Annotated in this window: 17 protein-coding genes and 1 pseudogene; 1 reads left to right on the forward strand and 17 read right to left on the reverse strand. The window is 65.1% G+C overall.

Features of this window, described 5'->3' with window-relative positions; all coding sequences use genetic code 11:
• Window positions 1-33 precede the first annotated feature (33 nt).
• The 13 genes and pseudogenes from ACZ9HU_RS20685 to ACZ9HU_RS20745 form a co-directional block, all read right to left on the reverse strand.
• Window positions 34-540: a TIR domain-containing protein gene (locus tag ACZ9HU_RS20685; RefSeq protein ID WP_476107793.1), complete on the reverse strand. Its 507-nt coding sequence runs from the start codon at window positions 538-540 to the stop codon at window positions 34-36.
• A gap of 241 nt (window positions 541-781) precedes the next feature.
• Window positions 782-1,138 (reverse strand): annotated as a pseudogene (locus ACZ9HU_RS20690) (hypothetical protein); the annotation flags it as partial.
• 56 nt (window positions 1,139-1,194) lie between these two features.
• Window positions 1,195-2,031 carry a Mom family adenine methylcarbamoylation protein gene (locus tag ACZ9HU_RS20695; RefSeq protein ID WP_476107794.1) on the reverse strand — a complete coding sequence of 279 codons (837 nt, stop codon included), beginning with the start codon at window positions 2,029-2,031 and terminating at the stop codon, window positions 1,195-1,197.
• An 18-nt stretch (window positions 2,032-2,049) separates the two neighbouring features.
• Window positions 2,050-3,333, reverse strand: coding sequence for a hypothetical protein (locus ACZ9HU_RS20700; RefSeq protein ID WP_476107796.1), 1,284 nt, complete (start codon window positions 3,331-3,333; stop codon window positions 2,050-2,052).
• A 20-nt stretch (window positions 3,334-3,353) separates the two neighbouring features.
• Window positions 3,354-3,998 carry a hypothetical protein gene (locus ACZ9HU_RS20705; RefSeq protein WP_476107798.1) on the reverse strand — a complete coding sequence of 215 codons (645 nt, stop codon included), beginning with the start codon at window positions 3,996-3,998 and terminating at the stop codon, window positions 3,354-3,356.
• A gap of 93 nt (window positions 3,999-4,091) precedes the next feature.
• Entirely contained in the window at window positions 4,092-4,850 is a 759-nt protein-coding gene (locus tag ACZ9HU_RS20710) for a PRTRC system ThiF family protein (protein ID WP_476107799.1), read from the reverse strand.
• Complete coding sequence (locus tag ACZ9HU_RS20715; protein WP_476107801.1) at window positions 4,840-5,499, reverse strand: PRTRC system protein A; 660 nt, start codon at window positions 5,497-5,499, stop codon at window positions 4,840-4,842. Before ACZ9HU_RS20715 ends, ACZ9HU_RS20710 begins: the two co-directional genes overlap by 11 nt.
• Window positions 5,496-6,326, reverse strand: coding sequence for a PRTRC system protein B (locus ACZ9HU_RS20720; RefSeq protein WP_476107802.1), 831 nt, complete (start codon window positions 6,324-6,326; stop codon window positions 5,496-5,498). Before ACZ9HU_RS20720 ends, ACZ9HU_RS20715 begins: the two co-directional genes overlap by 4 nt.
• Window positions 6,327-6,336: 10 nt before the next feature.
• On the reverse strand, window positions 6,337-7,230 hold the full coding sequence (locus ACZ9HU_RS20725) for a hypothetical protein (protein WP_476107803.1): 894 nt from the start codon (window positions 7,228-7,230) through the stop codon (window positions 6,337-6,339).
• A 269-nt stretch (window positions 7,231-7,499) separates the two neighbouring features.
• A complete protein-coding gene (locus tag ACZ9HU_RS20730; RefSeq protein ID WP_367120085.1) occupies window positions 7,500-7,706 on the reverse strand; it encodes a PRTRC system protein C in 207 nt (68 codons plus the stop codon).
• A gap of 47 nt (window positions 7,707-7,753) precedes the next feature.
• Window positions 7,754-8,185 (reverse strand): PRTRC system protein E, encoded by a 432-nt coding sequence (locus ACZ9HU_RS20735; RefSeq protein ID WP_293977799.1) that lies wholly within the window; start codon window positions 8,183-8,185, stop codon window positions 7,754-7,756.
• Window positions 8,186-8,219: 34 nt separating this feature from the next.
• Window positions 8,220-9,836, reverse strand: a complete 1,617-nt coding sequence (locus ACZ9HU_RS20740; RefSeq protein ID WP_476107804.1) for a PRTRC system ParB family protein — start codon at window positions 9,834-9,836, stop codon at window positions 8,220-8,222.
• Window positions 9,837-9,933: 97 nt separating this feature from the next.
• The gene (locus ACZ9HU_RS20745; protein WP_293977822.1) at window positions 9,934-10,947 is read right to left on the reverse strand and encodes a deazapurine DNA modification protein DpdA family protein; all 1,014 of its coding nucleotides are present in this window, start codon (window positions 10,945-10,947) and stop codon (window positions 9,934-9,936) included.
• Between the two features lie 87 nt (window positions 10,948-11,034).
• Between ACZ9HU_RS20745 and ACZ9HU_RS20750 the strand changes: the two genes are divergently transcribed.
• Entirely contained in the window at window positions 11,035-11,523 is a 489-nt protein-coding gene (locus tag ACZ9HU_RS20750) for a hypothetical protein (protein ID WP_293977824.1), read from the forward strand.
• 3 nt (window positions 11,524-11,526) lie between these two features.
• Here the strand turns inward: ACZ9HU_RS20750 and ACZ9HU_RS20755 are convergent, their stop codons facing one another.
• Genes ACZ9HU_RS20755 through ACZ9HU_RS20770 form a run of 4 tightly spaced genes read right to left on the reverse strand, consistent with a single transcriptional unit; the run spans window position 11,527 to window position 13,863 of the window.
• Window positions 11,527-12,006 carry a thermonuclease family protein gene (locus tag ACZ9HU_RS20755; protein ID WP_476107835.1) on the reverse strand — a complete coding sequence of 160 codons (480 nt, stop codon included), beginning with the start codon at window positions 12,004-12,006 and terminating at the stop codon, window positions 11,527-11,529.
• 20 nt (window positions 12,007-12,026) lie between these two features.
• Window positions 12,027-12,227 (reverse strand): hypothetical protein, encoded by a 201-nt coding sequence (locus tag ACZ9HU_RS20760; RefSeq protein WP_030090560.1) that lies wholly within the window; start codon window positions 12,225-12,227, stop codon window positions 12,027-12,029.
• Window positions 12,228-12,269: 42 nt separating this feature from the next.
• The gene (locus ACZ9HU_RS20765; protein WP_476107807.1) at window positions 12,270-12,878 is read right to left on the reverse strand and encodes a DUF6927 domain-containing protein; all 609 of its coding nucleotides are present in this window, start codon (window positions 12,876-12,878) and stop codon (window positions 12,270-12,272) included.
• Between the two features lie 43 nt (window positions 12,879-12,921).
• On the reverse strand, window positions 12,922-13,863 hold the full coding sequence (locus ACZ9HU_RS20770) for an ArdC family protein (RefSeq protein WP_476107808.1): 942 nt from the start codon (window positions 13,861-13,863) through the stop codon (window positions 12,922-12,924).
• Between the last annotated feature and the right edge of the window lie 34 nt (window positions 13,864-13,897).

Genomic DNA, 13,897 nt, shown 5'->3' on the forward strand with positions numbered 1-13,897 from the left:
TTGGACTCCTTCTGGAGTCCAGAAAGAGACTCCTTAGCGGAGGTCCATCAGCGCCAAGCCTGAATGCCGCAACACGCCCGAGGGCGGACGCTTACTTTTGATCGAATCATAGACTGCCTTGCTATCTGTGCCTGAAGGGGTGACCAGCTTCGCTATGGACGATAGCTTTTTCCCGGTATTTCCATAGCCGACTTCGTCAAACGGATTGCTACCAGCCGCGCACGAATTCCCGTCGTGGCCGAGAAGTTTGTTTATCCGAATGCCGACCACTCCTTTGCCGGCATCCCAGCCTTTAACGATCTCGCGGATTACCCAAGGGCGGCTCGCTGTTTCAGAACCGACAAGCACCACCACACAGCTCTTGCCGTACATGTTGTCATCGATCCATTTTTCGATGGAGGCCTTGCCCTTCCGCTTGACCTCTTCCCACGCATTCGCGGTGCAAAGAGTCTGCCCTTCAAGAGCACCGATGTTACGCACTTGCTGGGTGCGCCAAAAATCGTTCGCGAAGTGAAAACTGAAGAAAACGCGCCGCGCCATAAGGCCCCCTTTTGTTCTCCGGTCTTCTACAAGCCCAGCCTTTGTTTCGCCAGTGAAATCGATCCTGAAATGATCTGCTCGCGAATGAAGTGCGGTAATTGAGTCCAAGCGGATTCATCCGGCAATCAGGCGTCGCTGCGCGACGCGAGTGACGGGCCGACCACCGCCAGCTCTTTGGGTTAGCGCGGCGGTCGGCCCGTCACTCATCGCGAGCAAAAGAGACAGTCTCTGAAGCCGGACCTAACGAGCAACTATGCCGTCCCAGGCTGATGCTCGGCAAAGTCGCGTTAGTCAGGACATTGGCGAGGATCGAATAATAGGGCGGCCAGTGCTTGAAGCGCTTGGGCACGTAGCGGACGACCTCGTAGGGAATTCCGCGCGCGCGCATCCATGCGGCGATCATCCGCTGATACTCGTAGGTCTCGGGCTTCTCGGCGCCAGGATCGGCGCTCAGCACCAGGTCGGGCGCTTCTCCGCGCGCCTCGAGCTCGATCAGGAGCGCCGTGGAATCGACACCGATCCCATAGGCCAAGACCACGGGCGGCGGGGCGGCGACCAGAATGGTGTCGACCACTCGCCTGTTGTTGGGGATGTGCATGGGAATCTCGACCTCGATCGCGGCCCATCGCCGCAACCCTCAAGATCCCCCTCCCCTCATTCCCGGCCGGCTGCGCGGTCCTCGGCCTCGACGGGAAGACCGAACTGGAACGCCGGATGCGCCAATGGCAGGGCCTTTGGATAGGGCAATCGCGGCAACCCGCGGCCGTGCCGGCGGGCTTCGCGCGTGAGCTCGAAGCAATAGGCGTAGAGACCCGGCTGCTGATGGCGCACGAGATGGCGTTCGCGTTGCAGCCGCCAAAGCCATGTCGCAGGCGTCTCCCCGAACTCCGGCCTGGGCAGGCCAAGCGAAACGAGCTGGTCGATGGCTCCGGCATGGCCTCGCTCGCCCAGGCGGATCTTCGAAAGCGTGCGGCCGGCGATCGTCGTGTCGCCGGCGCGCAGGACGGTGCGCGGCCTCGTAATGGCGCGGTGCGCCGCCGAGAGCGCGCAATAGACGCGGCCAATATGCCCGGCGCCTGGGTCGCTGTACGAAACCACGGCCTCGATGCCGGGCTTCTCACGGCGCAGATGGCGAAACGCCCGCGCGACGAAGAAGCTCTCCCCGTTCTGGGGTACGGCATCAGTCAGGATCAGCCGGGCGAGTACGCAGCCGCGGAGTGGATCGGCAAAGCCGGTATGCCGTGTGATCACGGCCCCGGTGGCCGGAACGGCGAAGACGGCGACGCCTTCCAGGACTGCCCCGGCGCCATAGAGCCCGACCGCGAGCTGCGCGGCCGGATAGGTCGGCAGATAATGATGGCGGGCGATGAAAGCGCGCGCGACATCGTGCCCGATGATCTCGACGGAATAGGATCTGGGATCGATGACCGTGAGATCGCGGGCCCAGTGCGCCCGGCGCTCGCGCCAGCGCTGGCTGCGGGTCGTTTCCATGTTTTGGATCCTCGGGTCTTAGCGAGCGGCAAATCTCGTCGCCCCGCCAAACAGGCGGAGCGCCCGCGCCATCTCGACGCGCAGCCGGGCCTTGCTGCCGACGATGAGCGTCGGCGCGAGGGGTTTTCCGCCGGGGTCGATGAAGCCGTGCGCGGGGGTGCCGTCCTGTTCGATCGAGACGAGATGCCCCTTGCCGGGCGCCGGCCCCTGATAGCACGCCGTCAGCTCGCCCAACTTGGCAGTGAGGCCCTTGGTCGCCTTGGACCAACGGATGTGGCCGGCGCCGACATTGCTCCCGGTCTCACGGCCTCGGTCCATCCAGAACTTCGCGTGCGCCTTGACCTGCAGCGGCGTGTTGCGCGTGCGTTCGCGATTCCGACAGGTCGGCAATGCGGCCGAATGGGCGTCGAGAACCCGCAGATATTCGCCGTGCAGGGCAACGAGGATGTCCTCGACGTCGATGCCCGCGAAGAGCGCGCGAAGCCGGTCCTCTTGCTCGGGACTGGCAATGAGCTCGTCGGCCCGCGCCGCCGTCAGTTCCTCGGCCTCGGGCAGCGCGGTTACACCGGATATGAAGCCCTCGGTGGCGGTGAGAATGATGGCGTGACCGCCGCAGCGGCCGCCCGTCTCACGATAGCGCTCCAAAATATCGCCTCGGCCGAGCGCCGCCGCTGGGTGATCGCCGAGAATGAGGACCCGCCGCGACCATGGCGTCGGTCGGGGCCGGTCGCTGGGTTTCGGCCAGTCCGACGGTAGCGAACGCGCCGCAACCTGCGGTTGCACCGGGGCGGGCGATCGTTCGGCAGCGAGATTGGCCCGGCGCGCCGCGTCGAAGAGATCGTCAACGTCGCCGCCGCCGTCGGCGAACCCGCAGTCATAGGCCGGGCGTTCTGCGGCCTTGGACGGCGAGCGATGATTCCAGCCTACGCGGGCCGCATACCAGCCGTCGGCATAGCGGATCGCGAGATTCCAGTCATAGCCATAGCGATCGCGTCCACGCAAAATCGCCGCATCGCGCTCATCGCCGCGTCCTGAGACGGCGCGCTCCTCGGTGAAGCTGAAATTGCGCGCCTGGCGCTCGGCCTCGCTATGCGCGGCGATCGCGTCGTTGACGGGCTTCATCGCCTGGACGCGCGCGCGGGTGCGCGCCATGCGATCTTCAGGTGAAGCCGTCGGCGCCAGGTCCGGAAAGTCGCGCCAGGCTTTCGCGATCGCTTCGGCATGTTCGGGTGCGCGGCCGCGGGCCAGCCAGGTGGCAGCCGAACAGGGGTCGAACTGCGGGATTTTTTCGACATGGGTCATGTGCTCGGCCTCCGTCGAGATCAGGCGAAGAGGCGCATTGGCTGTTCGACCGGCGTCGCGAGACGAAGATCGCGCCGCAGACGGTCGGCGAAACGATCGGGCGCCATGAGATCGTTGACCGATGCCCAGTGATTGCGCTCGCCGCAGTGATCATCGCGGCCGCGAACCCTGCGATAGAGGACTTCCCGACCCGGGCCCGAACAACCCAGCGAGAGCTGCACCCATGCCTCCTCGCCATGGAGCGTGATTTCGCCGGAAACCGCAGGGCCGCCCTTGCTGGAGCGGATGTCATAGGTTCCGTCGCATAGACCCAGCGCGTCGGCGAGGCGCCGCATTGCGGTGCGGCCCTCCGAATGAAAGAGCCGCTTGGCGGCCTCGTCATGGCTCACGCCCCGATAGGCAAGGTTGCGCAGGACCGGCGTTCGGCGGATTTCGGCGATCTGGTCCATGCAGGTGCGCCGAAGCTCGAGATTGGACGGACGATCTTCGCACACTGCGCTGAGGTGGCGAACGAGCAGGATCACGGCGGGATCGGTTTCGGCGTCCTTGCCGGCGTTGCGGCAATCCTTGATCGCGGCTCCGATCGCGTGGAGGGTGGTGCCGACGGTGATCAGCGCGCTGGGGTCGAGCGCCTGCTGGTGGCGCATGGCGACGTCGTAGGTCATGGGATGGCCCTCCGGTCTTGAGCGAAAATCCGCTCAAACGGCCCTCTCCCCCTCCCCTTTCTCCCGTGGCCGGCCTCGGGCTCGACCGAAGATTCAAGCAGCGATCGGTAGCGGGATCGGCACGGCCTGCCCGGTGGCGATATTGATGAAGGCGCCCGCGTGGCCGATCGATCCGCGGCCAACGAGATCGAAGAGAAGGGCCAGCGCGTGGCTCGCCACCACCCGGTTCACGAAAAGCGACTGGCGCTCGAGGGCTTCGGCCATCGAGCACGACGGCGCGTCGTCGTCAGGCAGGCTCTCATTCGCGACCTCGGGGAAATATTCGAGGACTGTCGGGAGGATCTGGTGCCCGGCCTCGGGCTCAGCGTTCGGGCAACCGATGATATATTGCCCGTCGCCAGCGCGGTTGCCGAGATCCAGCCAATAGGCCGGCGCATTCCTGGCCGAGGCGATGGCCGCACCGACGCTCCGGCGCGCCGATGCGGTATCGACACAAGTGATGACAATGTCGGTGCCGTCGAGCTTCGCGGCCTCGGGTGCCCGACCATGCACCGCCGTCCAGGCCAGACCGTGGGCGATATTGATTCGCTCGGTCAACGTCCGGGCCTTCGAGTTGCCGATGTCGCACCTGAAGAAGGGCTGCCGGCCAAGATTGGCCTCGCTGACGATATCGTCGTCGACGACGGTTACATCGAGCGAACGCGACGAAATCGCCCGTAGCGCTGTATCCAGCGAGGCGAGCCCCATCAGCATCTGCGCGCCGTTCCCGCCGCATCCCACAAGCACGATTTTGATCGCGCGGTTGCCGAGCGCCGCGGGCAGATAGTGGCGAAGGGGCGTCTCAGAGGTCATGATCGTCTCCTGAAAAAGGGCTTCGCGGCAGCGGAAGGAACATCCCTCCGGCGCACAGTCGCGAGGCAAATGCGGGGCCGTCCGTATGACCCAGACGTCCGACAACCAGGGCGATCTTGGTCGCGTGCGCGTCGTCCGCGTCGTCGGTTGCGCTGAAGAAGGCCGCGCCGTGCCCATGGCTATGAATGTCGCAGATGAGGTGATGGTGCGGCGGCAGCGCAGGCGGACGATAGGTGAGGTGTGACGGCGTCGCGCGGTCGATCTGGGGGAAGTCTACCCAGAATCGCCGATTAGCCTCATCCCAGAGGATGAAGGCGGCGGCCTCGTTAGGCAGCGCGGCGCGAAAGTGCTCGAGGACTTGCCGCAGCAGCTCCGCCGGTATCAAGCCGCAGCGCAGGTTCGCGCGGCGAACTCCAATGCTCCCGTAGGGCAGGTAGGCCGGAATGGGCGGTGTCACGGGCAGATCCAGAGCCAGCCAGGCCCGGCGCAAGATCAGGCAGACACCATCGCGGCCGATTGCGAGGCAGCTGCCTGCTCGGGCTTCGCGAATGGCCTCGATCGCGGGTGATCGCCCATCCGGCGGCACGGGATAGCAAGGCGCCTCCGCCAGTACCGCGGCGGCGGTCGGGTCTTCGGCGAGGGCAGTCATCGGCCGGACCTTCCGTAGATGAGGTCGCCGAGCGTCACCGGGTCGGCCTTGACGGCGCCTCGCGGGGCGGATTGGCGCCGATCGCCGAGGAAGGGCCTCAAGCGTTTGACCGGGAAGCGGGTCGCGCGGGTCGCCGCGAGATTGTCCCAGAGACGCACGAGACCGCCCTTCCCTGTGATCGTCAACTCCTGACCCGGATTCGGATGGGTCGACCAGGAGTCGAAAAGCGCGCGCTCGAACTGGGGAATGGCGGACACATCCAGCGATGTCGGCTTCGGAATGTTACCCCAGCAGAGGGAACCGTTGAGGAAGACGTTGAGGATCGGCGAGTGAAGCAGGACGGTTTCGGCCGCGGGCCGCGCGCTCCGCTCAAGCGCATAGACACCAAGCCGGCGCCGTGTGGCGACAAGGACGTGTGCCGGATAGGCAACCGGGACGATCGCGCGGCCGCCAAGTGCACGCAGTCCAGCCAATTTCGCCGAGAGGTCGAAATAGGCCGGCCTCACCTGTGCGGGCACCCACCAGACCAGCAGGTCGGGATGGGCGACCAGTACGGTTTCGGGGAGAATTTGCGGCGGGGCGACGCGGCCGAGTGCCTGCGACCAATGCCGCAGATGCGCCCGGGTCAAAGGCGTACCAGCGGCGATGGTCGGCGCGCCGATGGCGTCGTGCTCGATCTGGTGGATGCTGGCGAATGCCTCGGCATCTTCGCCAGGGGTAAGATGCGAGCCGAGGCCGCGAGCCCCGTCGCTTCTGTAGAGCAGGATGGCGTTGGTCAGCACCATGCCGCCTGCGGTTCGCTCGAACTGCACGCAATGATCGGTCATGTCGGCCTCGCTATTCGGGATGATAGAGTTCGATGAGATGCTTGGCGGCCCGCAGCAGCCGCGCGCCGGCGGCGAGTGACGCAAGCCAGACATCGATCGCGGTGGAGTGCGTCATTGGGCAAAGGCCCGTCACGTCCATGAAACCATATTCCATGCCGTGACGCCCGACGTCGTCGACCTCGACCGCGAACTGTTCGACGGGAACGAGTGTCAGCGGTGGAAGCGGCGAACATTCCTCGATGCCGGGGACATACTCGTAGAGAACATCCATCTCGAGGCGCCAGGCGTGATGCTCGTCAGGCAAATTGGTGAGCGCCGCGTGGGCATCCCGCAATTCGCGCAGAGCCCGACGGAGAGCAATCGGTAACTTCGACGTGGGCGCTGCCCTCGCGGCGAGCATCCACTCCGGCCGCCTGGCGTTCATTTCGGACGGCATGGTCTGGGCCTCGATCTCGCCGTCGTTAGCCCCGTGGAGTGCAATGAGGGCTTCGCGGGCAGCGGCGTCCTCGGTCTCGCCGTCCCAATAATACATCGAGATGTTGTCGAAGAGGTCGTCGTAGCAGAAGACCGGGAGAGCGCTTCCGAGCGTGCGCTCGAGCGCCCGATAGGCAGCCGCGCGCCACGAGATCGGCCGGTTGCTGTCCTCGATCCATCCGAGATCGAGTTGCCCGACGCTGTCGCAGACGATTGCGACCGCCGGCGCCCCACAGGATTCGCCGTTGAGCACGACGACACGCAAGTCCGCGATCGTGCAGGTACGCAGGATTTCGAGGACCTCGGCCTGGAAGACCCGTTCGATATGCCGGCGCGCCTCAGGGCGCGTGCGCCGCAATGTTTCCTGCTCCTTCGAGGCGACCCAACTGCCGACGAGCTTATGGTGGGCGGCCAGAGGTCGATCGAACATCACCGGAATGTCGCGGGAAATACGGACGGCGCTGCCGGCCAGATCAGCCGAGCGGAGGGAGACAGAGTCCTGAGGGCGGCGGGATAGGATCGGCGGGGCCGTCCTCGCGCGTGTCCGCGCCAAGGATGATCTTCGCGTGGAGGGCCTCGGCCTGTTTACTGCAGGCCGGTCGGGAAGGCTCGGAAGAGTCGCCATGATCATCCTCGATCCAATGCAAGAGCGTGCAGCGCGGTGCGGCGGGAATGGCCGCCGCTTGCCGGCGCACCACCTCAGCCCTTCGTGCCGACCGCGCGGCGATATTCGGTGACATGGACGCCGCCCGTCACCCCGGCATCGACCAGGTCGGCGTTGAGGATCGCCGGATAGAGGGTGGCATGATAGGCGCGCAGCCCCTGCTGATCGTTGGCAAGGTGCGGCGGCTGGGGAAGATCAATACCGTCATAGCGGTAGACGCGGGCGAGATGATCGATCTGCATCGGAATATCCTCGTTGGAGACGTAAAAAGGGGTGCGATCGAGCCTGATCACCAGAGGCTGGCGGGCTCCTCGGATTTGGCATCAGCCGGGAGGGCGCCCGGCGCTGGCGCCGTCGGCGCGCTCGCGGTGGCTGCGGGCTTGGCGGGTGCCGATGCCGCCTTTGCCTTCGCTGCCTCCGCAGACGCCGCGCGCGCGGCCTCGGCCGCGTCCCGCTGGGTCGCGATCTGGTCGGCAAGCGCCATGCGCGTGGCAATCAGTCCACCGAGCGCACCCTCGGCGCCCTTCGCAAGCTCTGCATCGATCTCGGCGGCCGTCGCGGTGATCGAGATCGGGCGCAGCTCGCCGGCCTCGGCCTTGTGCGTTTTGCCTTCTGCGACGCGGGGAATGATGATGAGGGTGACGACACCGTCATCGCCGGCGACAAGATCGAAGGCGAGCGAATAGCTGCCCAGCATGGGCAGGAGATTGGTGATCAGCATTGTGGTGATTCCTTGATTGGAAAGTTGGGCGGGGTCAGGCGGCCAGCTCGGTGACAACCTCGTCGGCCTTGGCGGGCGGAAGCGAACGGGGCGGCGCATAGCGACCATCGAGGGCCATCGCGCTTGGCACCCGGCCAGCCCAGTCGAACCCGACAGCATTCAACATGCCGGAGATGAGGTCGCCCTTCTTGGCGCCGAGCAACTTGGAGAAGGCCTTCTCGCCCATGTGCGCGACCAGGCCGCTCTCGCCGGCAATGAATTTGAGCTCGTCCTTCGTGTAGCGTTCGAGGAAGGCGCGATCGACCTGCCAGACCGTCCGGATGTCGATGCCGAAGGCGCCGGCGAGATCGGCGACGTGCGCGAATGACTGAACGTCCCGGGCATATGCGGCTCCGATCGCGGCGAGCACCGTGGTGGCCTGTCCTTCCGACAATTCGCGGATCACGGCGATCTTGTCCTTGAATCCGCGGTCCGGGAACGCGGCATCGACCAACAGCGCGGCGCGCGAGGTCAAAGTGTCTGCCTTGATGTGCGACAGCGTGCCGGTCAGCGCCGCCACGAGGATCGCCGCCTGGGCATTCGATGGATCGTCGGCGAGCCCGCGAGCGAGTGCCGTCCGCCACGTCGCCTCCCGCAATTCGGAAGTGCGGCCCGCAATGGATTTCGCGGTGCTGCTCGGCCCGCCGTTGGCGGAGACCTTGCGCACAACGGTGCCGCGGCCAACCAGAGGAGCTACAGTCGCGGATCCGTCGGTCGGACGGTCGGTCTCGCCGACTTCGTCCATCTCGTCGCCGACATCGCCATTATCGTCCTCGTCGCCATCGGTATCGATCGCCGAGGCAGCTTCCGCGGCCTCGGCGGCAGCCTCAGCTTCACGGCGCGCCGCCTCGACGGCTTCGGTCTTGAGCTGGAAGCAGGTGGTGTTGGTGCAGTGGCCATCATCGACATGGGTGTCGAACAGGGCGCGCTGCGTCCCCGAATTGAACGGACAGGTGGTGCATTCCGTTTTGTCGAACAGGGCATCGGCGAGGCGCTGCGTGACCTTCATGAGAAGATCGCGGGTCTTTGCGATGTCGAGGCCGGCCGCGATGATCGTCTCGAGCGCTTTGTCCTGCTTGTCGGCGGGAACGGCGGCGAGCAATTCGGCGTGTCCGACCTTGATCCGGCGCTCGTCGAGCGCGGTTTTGACGGTCTCGGAAAGGTCGGCGAGCGCGAGTCGGCGATCCAGCTTTGCGCGGGACCAGCCAAGCCGCCGTGCAGCTTCAGCCCGATCGCCTTGGCATGCCGCGAGATAGCGAACGGCCGCGTCCGCCTGCTCGGTCTCGGAAGGATCATCGCGATCGTCGTTTTCGGCAATCGCCGCGTCGAGCGCCTCCTGGTCGGTCATCTCCCGGATCAGGACCGGCACCTCGCCGTTTTCGCCGAAGACTTCCATTGCGGCCCGGTAGCGGCGACCGCCCGCGACGATCGTGAAATGCTCCGGCAGGTCGGCGGCGGGCCGAACCAGCATCGGCTGCAGCATGCCCCGCAAGCGCAGGGAGGCGACGAGTTCGTCATGCTTCTTCCGGTCGAAATAGCGGCGCGGATTATAGCCCACGGCAATCCGGGCGAGCGGGACCATGGCGGTCCCGACAGGGTGCGATGCGGTCAAAGCGGTTCTCCTGGTGAGAATGGCGGTGCACGCGCTTGCTCGCGACGTGCGCCCTTTCGGTGAGCCTGATGCTCACCCTTCCACTCCCTCTCCCCTTTCACCGCTCGGCCGTCTGGCCATGGAAGATGTCGGCCGCCCACTGCTCGAGCCACGGCTCGAACATCTCATCGTGATCAAGATCACCGGACTCGATGAGAGCGCGGATTTCGGTACGGGCCTGGGCGAGAGCAGTCTCCCAAAGGTCGTTGGGCGGCGAATCTGCTTCGGCAGGACGTTGTTGCGGAAGGCGGCGCGGCCGCTCGGTTAGCCGGAGGTGCTGACCGGCCAGCCATTGCTCCATATGGTCGGCCACCACTCGATCCGTCTTGGCAATGCCCGCCTGCAGGGCTGCCCGACGCGCGCCGACACCATAGGCCTGGCTGTCGATCGAGGCGATCCGATGCGCGAACGGCAGTAGATAGGGCAACGCTGTGCCTTTGACGCCGAATGCGTGGAGACGGACACCGGGCGGCAAAATCTGATCGAGATGGTCGATGACCGCGATCAAGCCCTCCGGCCCGTGGATGTCGCGCCGGCACATGCTTCCCACGCCGATCAGTGCGCCAGGGTTGAGCGAGCCCCAGAGCGCATCGACGCAGCGCTCATAGTCGGATGGTCGCCGGCCCTGAATCACAGGCATCAGTCTGTCGGCTATTCCGGCATCCTCGCCCAGGATGCGGCAATCGCGATTGGCGCGGATGGTGCGCGACAGGCGGTCAAAAACCTCGTCGCGATCTCGCGCGATTTCGGCCTCGACGCAGTAATCGGCACTTGCCCACCAATGAAAGGGATAGGCCGCCGCCAGCGATACATAATCCGCCAGTGACCAGGGGAAACCGCCATAGCGCGCAGCCGCGACGAAGCCTGCGGAGTCCAGGCAGAGGCCGGACAAGCCCCGTGCATTCTGTAGTTGCCCCAGGCGCCATCCGGCCCATTCCCGCCAGCCGCCCTTGTCGGACCAGCGTGAAAGCGCGTTCGCCGAGATGAGCGCGGTCCGGCCAAGCGCGCGTGCCCGCTGAAGGATTGGCCCCTCGTTCAGGTGCGGCAGGCCAACGATGACGTTGATGGGCATGATGCGCGCTCCGCTCGCAACGGACGCATGCGGACAATTGACGGTCGCGCTTGTTCACGTTACGTTCTATTGAGTAGGAGATTTGCCATGACGACGCCGAGCCTCAGAGACCTGTTCGACCTCGACATCACGTTGCGGGATGCGGCGCTGGACATGGAGAATCGGCCGACGCGCCGCATGATCGCCAATGCGGCTATCGGCATCCATGTCGAGGACGCCTATTATTCGGTGCGGGAGCTGCGCGAGGCGGTGAGCTGGGTGCATGAAGGCGTTCCGGCGGGCAAGCTGAAGCTGGCGGAGATCCTCGGCAATGATGGTGCCGACGATTTTCAGCGCTGCATCTATTTCTGCCTCGCCGGCCGCGGCGTGGTGTCGATGCTCGACGATCTCGAATGGCTGGAGGATCTGCTGGAACGGCGCGGGCGTGTGGCTGGCGAGCAGAAGCGCTTGAAGGCGACGGTGATGCCGCTCGTGAACCCGTATGTGGCCGACGCGCCCGACGGACCGCTGGTCAGGATGGACGGGAATTTCGAGCAGGGGCCATCATGGTGGGCCGACCCGACCCTGTCAGCTTGACCATCAACGCTCGCAGCTCAGGCGGTCCCCGTGCCGCCAGCGCGATGGTTCGACCCAGTCGCCGGCAAAGGCCCCTGTCCTTTGCCTCCTGGCCGAGGCGAAGGCCGCGCTATATGTGCGGAGGCGAGCTGGGTCGTCCCTTAGAAAGCTCGCCTGCGGGGTCGCGAGGCCCGCGCGGATGAGGCGCTCCCCCAAGTCCGCTCCATCAACCGTCACGACCGCCACGGGGCGCCCATAGGAAGACGAAGGCACGAGCCGGATTGTCGCGGTCTTGGAGCGCAGCGCGTTAGCGGCGAAATCCTGCGCGGCCTTGCCGCATTGCCAGCATCCCGAGCCGCGCCGACAGAGTTGCCCGCGCTCGAATGCATCGACCCCTAGAAGCCGGAAATCGACGGCCACAGTATCGCCATCGAGCGCACGAGCCTTGGCATCGAAGGATTGTGACCATGAAGTCGACGCGAGAAGCGCTCCGCCCGCGAGCATGATCGCCGCCGAGAGCCGGATCAAAACGTCATCTCCACCTCGACATGATCGTCGGCCGCCGGCGTCGTGCAGACCCGGAACGGTTGCAGCGGATCGCCAGTCCGGACGATCGACAGCCTGCCCGGCCGCTCGTCGAAAAGGCGACCTGCGACGCGATTGGCGTTTTCGCGGCTGCAGAGCTGCAGGCGCTTGGGCGACAGTTCAAGGCACGCGGCAAACATGATGGTTTCTCCCTGCTGCGGGAATGATACTGGCTGACGCACTCATGCAAAGATCGTCTTGTGAACCTTGGTCACTGGCACGATCGCCCAATCGCGCTCCATGAACCGGCTGATCGCATAGCCACAGCGGGTCACCGGATCGCGGAAGCTCAGGCGGCGGCCGCGCTTCACGACGATAAATTCGGCGCCGACATGGCCATCGGAGAAAGTAAGCGCCTGGGCCAGCCTGATCCGGTCTCCGTCCTCGATCTTGCGCGCCCGGCGGGCCAGGTTGGCGCGGCACCGCGCGCGCCAGTCGAGCGCGTGTTCCCGGTCGGTGGGGGTCAGAAGGTCGAGAATGTGACGGGGGCAGCTATCCTCATAGGGGCCGACAGATTCGTCCATATCCTTGTATCCGAAGTGCTCACCGGACTTGCTTTTGGGATTCCACATCACCTTGCAGACGATCGCGAACACCTCCTTGCCGACGCCGTCGATCATCACCTGAGCCGCAGCATAGTAGGTGCGATTCTGGGGGCAGGATGAGGCGAGCACCTTCAGTCCCTTGATCGTCCCGTCCGCCTCGCGGCTGTAGGTGAATTGCGCGTCCAGATAGTCCTTGGCGGTCTTGTGTCCGCCCATGTGGAAACGGGACATGGTGAGCCAGCCCATCGGTATCTCCTGTGATGTCGGGGAAAATTCGGATTAGCGGCGGTCAGGCCGTCTCGAGAATCTGCCTGACCCCCTCGGCCGATGAGGCCGTGTCGCCGCTGCCGCCAAACGCCAGCAGGTAATTGAAGGCCTGCTCAGCCTTCGAGGCGGCGTGAATGATTGCGGTCTTGTCCGCGCGCAAAATGCCGAGCCAGTGGGCGACGTAGCTCGCATGATTGTCGTGCAGTTCGTTCGGCAGACCCAAATGCGCGCAAATCAGGCCGCTTCCGATCTCAGCTACAAGCTCCTCGAAACTATAAGCTTTGTCGCCGAATCGCTTGCCGAAGGTCCGGGCAAGCCGGGAGCTGCCGCCTGACCAATGAACGGTCTCGTGAGCCCTCACCGAGGCGTAATGATCCATCGTTGTGAATGACCGCCGGTGCGGCATCTGGATGAAATCAAATGTCGGGTGGAAGAAGGCGCGATCGCCGCCATGTCGAACCTCTGCCGGCACATGATCGAAGAACTCGTCGATGGCGGATTGCCGCGCAGATGGATCGATCGGCGCAGGGGTCGCGTCGTCCGGATAGAAATAGGCGGGCAGTCCATCGATCTGATCGGCGTTGAACACAAGATAATGGCGAAGGAAACGGATGCTGCGTTCGCTCTCGGCACCGGTCACCGGGTCCGCCTCGGTCTTTTTGAAGCTCGAATAATAGACCGAGAGCGAGCCGTGCTCCCCCCGGCGAACATAGCCGCCGAGCGCTTCGGCCTGGCGATATGTCATCCAGAAGCGCGAGCGATAGCCGTTCGCGTCTGCGATCGCCCAAAGATAGACCGTGTTGATCCCGGTATAGGGCGTGCCGCAGTGTCGGAGCGGACGGCCACCGGCGCCGGCAACCCGCCAGGGCCGAGTCCAGGGCGGGACGCCTTCTTCCAGCTTTCTGATGATGAGATTGGTGATTTCGGCCGCGACGTCGCGGCTCGGACGGGCTTTCGCAGGCATGGCTGATGCTCCAGCGGGATGACGATGGGGTTCG

This window comes from Novosphingobium sp. Sphag1I (assembly GCF_056279125.1).

Coding starts and splice junctions, on each gene's coding strand:
- ACZ9HU_RS20685 (WP_476107793.1), bottom strand. CDS start 540: ATGGCGCGGCGCGTTTTCTTCAGTTTTCACTTCGCGAACGATTTTTGG.
- ACZ9HU_RS20695 (WP_476107794.1), bottom strand. CDS start 2,031: ATGGAAACGACCCGCAGCCAGCGCTGGCGCGAGCGCCGGGCGCACTGG.
- ACZ9HU_RS20700 (WP_476107796.1), bottom strand. CDS start 3,333: ATGACCCATGTCGAAAAAATCCCGCAGTTCGACCCCTGTTCGGCTGCC.
- ACZ9HU_RS20705 (WP_476107798.1), bottom strand. CDS start 3,998: ATGACCTACGACGTCGCCATGCGCCACCAGCAGGCGCTCGACCCCAGC.
- ACZ9HU_RS20710 (WP_476107799.1), bottom strand. CDS start 4,850: ATGACCTCTGAGACGCCCCTTCGCCACTATCTGCCCGCGGCGCTCGGC.
- ACZ9HU_RS20715 (WP_476107801.1), bottom strand. CDS start 5,499: ATGACTGCCCTCGCCGAAGACCCGACCGCCGCCGCGGTACTGGCGGAG.
- ACZ9HU_RS20720 (WP_476107802.1), bottom strand. CDS start 6,326: ATGACCGATCATTGCGTGCAGTTCGAGCGAACCGCAGGCGGCATGGTG.
- ACZ9HU_RS20725 (WP_476107803.1), bottom strand. CDS start 7,230: ATGTTCGATCGACCTCTGGCCGCCCACCATAAGCTCGTCGGCAGTTGG.
- ACZ9HU_RS20730 (WP_367120085.1), bottom strand. CDS start 7,706: ATGCAGATCGATCATCTCGCCCGCGTCTACCGCTATGACGGTATTGAT.
- ACZ9HU_RS20735 (WP_293977799.1), bottom strand. CDS start 8,185: ATGCTGATCACCAATCTCCTGCCCATGCTGGGCAGCTATTCGCTCGCC.
- ACZ9HU_RS20745 (WP_293977822.1), bottom strand. CDS start 10,947: ATGCCCATCAACGTCATCGTTGGCCTGCCGCACCTGAACGAGGGGCCA.
- ACZ9HU_RS20750 (WP_293977824.1), top strand. CDS start 11,035: ATGACGACGCCGAGCCTCAGAGACCTGTTCGACCTCGACATCACGTTG.
- ACZ9HU_RS20755 (WP_476107835.1), bottom strand. CDS start 12,006: ATGCTCGCGGGCGGAGCGCTTCTCGCGTCGACTTCATGGTCACAATCC.
- ACZ9HU_RS20760 (WP_030090560.1), bottom strand. CDS start 12,227: ATGTTTGCCGCGTGCCTTGAACTGTCGCCCAAGCGCCTGCAGCTCTGC.
- ACZ9HU_RS20765 (WP_476107807.1), bottom strand. CDS start 12,878: ATGGGCTGGCTCACCATGTCCCGTTTCCACATGGGCGGACACAAGACC.
- ACZ9HU_RS20770 (WP_476107808.1), bottom strand. CDS start 13,863: ATGCCTGCGAAAGCCCGTCCGAGCCGCGACGTCGCGGCCGAAATCACC.